Origin of the sequence: Anaerotignum sp. (genome assembly GCF_045122575.1) — a bacterium.
Classification (GTDB): domain Bacteria; phylum Bacillota; class Clostridia; order Lachnospirales; family Anaerotignaceae; genus Anaerotignum_A.
This window is the reverse complement of the sequence record NZ_JBGVHV010000127.1, coordinates 1-2,627: the sequence shown is the minus strand read 5'-3', so window position 1 is coordinate 2,627 and position 2,627 is coordinate 1. Positions and strand designations below refer to the sequence as shown.

Annotated in this window: 2 protein-coding genes and 2 tRNA genes; 2 read left to right on the top strand and 2 right to left on the bottom strand. The window is 44.3% G+C overall.

Annotated elements, in window-relative coordinates; all coding sequences use genetic code 11:
• Positions 1-199: 199 nt before the first annotated feature.
• Together ACJMLT_RS06445 and ACJMLT_RS06440 are read right to left on the bottom strand one after the other, a co-directional pair.
• Positions 200-291 (bottom strand) — tRNA-Ser (locus ACJMLT_RS06445).
• Between the two features lie 33 nt (positions 292-324).
• Positions 325-413, bottom strand: a tRNA-Ser gene (locus ACJMLT_RS06440).
• Between the two features lie 324 nt (positions 414-737).
• On the opposite strand from ACJMLT_RS06440, the gene pepT reads away from it, so the two are divergent.
• Together pepT and tyrS are read left to right on the top strand one after the other, a co-directional pair.
• Positions 738-1,970: a peptidase T gene (gene pepT, locus ACJMLT_RS06435; protein WP_405728286.1), complete on the top strand. Its 1,233-nt coding sequence runs from the start codon at positions 738-740 to the stop codon at positions 1,968-1,970.
• 316 nt (positions 1,971-2,286) lie between these two features.
• Positions 2,287-2,627: tyrosine--tRNA ligase (gene tyrS / locus ACJMLT_RS06430; protein ID WP_405728283.1), on the top strand; the 341-nt coding region annotated here is incomplete at its 3' end.

Sequence of the window (2,627 nt, the reverse complement as noted above, 5' to 3'; positions counted from 1 at the left end):
AAACCGGTAAAAGTCATTTAGCATTCGTTTCCGTTTGCTTGAATTGACTATGGGTTGTGTGTTATTCATATCCATTGTTCAGTTTTCAAGGATCAATCTGCTTTTTCAGCAGCGAAGATTATTTTATCAAATCTTCATTTTAATGTCAAGTACTTTTTTAAGAACTTTTTCAGCTCATTTCGAACTTAGACAATAAAAATGGCGGAGAAGGAGGGATTTGAACCCTCGCGCCGCTATTAACGACCTAACCGCTTTCCAGGCGATCCCCTTCAACCACTTGGGTACTTCTCCATATAAGTGCTCTCAGTTCAAAATGTATTTAGTTGGCGGAGAGAGTGGGATTCGAACCCACGGTCCCTTCCGGAATCACTGGTTTTCAAGACCAGCTCCTTAAACCACTCGGACATCTCTCCATGCGTTTCAGTTGCCTCTTCTTGAGCAGCGACCTTGACTATTATATCTTACCGTCCACCGGTTGTCAAGAGGTTTTTTACTCTTTTTTAAATCTTCTTTTCAGCAACCGCTTCGTCATGTTTCCGTGTCGCTCGCGGTGATATAGATATTACAGTAAAAGTCGAAAACTGTCAACCCCTTTTTTAAACTTTTTTCATATTTTTTTCGCTTTAATTTTTCCTACATTATATATACCGGAAAATTATTTTTCTGTATATGGCTTTCTTATGAAATCCATGCTACAATAATGCAGATTTCATTCAAACATACCGAAAGGAGAATCCATTATGAGTTCTGTTTCTGAACGTTTTCTGACATATATCAAGCACCATACAACTTCCGAAGATGACGCTTTGTCTTTTCCCAGCACAAAAATTCAGTTAGACTTTGCGCAGTTCCTTGCAGAAGAATGTCGATCCATCGGCCTGCAAAAAGTTTCTGTGGATCAATACGGCTACGTTACCGCAACACTCCCCGGAAATGAACCTTCCGCTCCCGTGATCGGCTTTATTGCCCACATGGATACCAGCCCCGATGCATCCGGCGAAAACATCCAGCCTAATATTGTAAAAAACTATAACGGCAATGATATTCCTTTAAAAGAAGGAGTACTTTCTCCTGCAGAATTCCCCTTCCTGAAAAATTACATCGGCCAAACGCTGATCACCACTGACGGCACAACGCTCCTCGGCGCAGATGACAAAGCCGGTATTGCCGAGATCCTGACAGCTATGGAGTATCTGATCGCCCACCCCGAGATCCCTCACGGTGACATTCGTATCGCCTTTACCCCTGATGAAGAAGTCGGCCGAGGCGTAGACTTTTTTGATGTTGCATCTTTCAATGCAGACTTTGCTTACACCTTAGACGGCGGTCGTATTGGCGAGCTGGAATACGAAAACTTCAATGCTGCACGCGCTCTTGTGAAAATCCACGGGAAAAACGTACACCCCGGTTATGCCAAAAATATTATGGTGAATGCCGCTCTGATCGGCGCAGAAATCGCAGCCCTGCTGCCTGCAGATGAGATCCCCGCTAAAACCGAAGACTACAAAGGTTTCTTCCACCTTTGCTCTTTCGAAGGCACCACCACTTACGCAGAACTGGATTACATCATCAGAGATTTCGACAAAGCTTCTTTTGAAAACAGAAAAGCTCTCATCCAGTCCATCGTTGATAAAAAGAATGCAGAGCATCACAACTGCATCGAACTGGAACTGACAGACCAGTACTATAACATGATCTCCCAGATCGAACCTCACATGGAAATCGTAGACCTGGCAAAACAGGCTATGCTGGACTGCGGCATCACGCCCCTGATCCGGCCCATTCGCGGCGGTACAGACGGCGCCCGCCTTTCCTTTATGGATCTGCCCTGCCCCAATCTTTTCGCGGGCGGCCACAATTTCCACAGCAATTTTGAATTCGTTCCTGTGGAATCCATGGAAAAAGCCGTAGAAATGATCATTCGTATCGCTGAGCTGGCAACTTCTCTTGACTTTCAAAAATCCATGTGATAGAATTTCTCTCATAAATACTGAAAAACAGCGATGATTGAGTTTTCAGGCAAAACTGGTTACAGCCGCAGAGAGCAGATCGGTCGGTGAAAGATCTGCAGCACAGTTTTTGTTTATTACGCCTCATGAGCTTTATGCAGGAAATGGCATGACGGTTTCCCTTCGTTATCAGGGACAGAAGATGTTTGTCTTTGGATAAACATGAATTAAGGTGGTACCACGGGTTTTCTCGTCCTTTCGGATAGAAAACCCGTTATTTTTTACACAGATCCTCGCTGAAAATAAAACATTTATAAAAAACAAAGGAGAATGAATCATGAATGCTTATGAAGTATTAAAAGAACGCGGTTTTATCGAACAGCTGACACACGAAGAAGAAATCAAAGCCCTTTTTGAAAAAGGCGGCGTAACATTTTATATCGGCATCGACCCCACAGCAGACTCCCTGCACGTTGGTCATTTCCTGACAGTTATGGCTATGGCACACATGCAGAGATGCGGCAACAGACCCATCTGTCTGGTAGGCGGCGGTACAGCAATGATCGGTGACCCCTCCGGCAAAGCTGACATGCGTAAAATGATGACAGTAGAAACCATCGACCACAACGTAGCATGCATCAAAAACCAGCTGTCTCGTTTCATCGACTTCAACGAAGG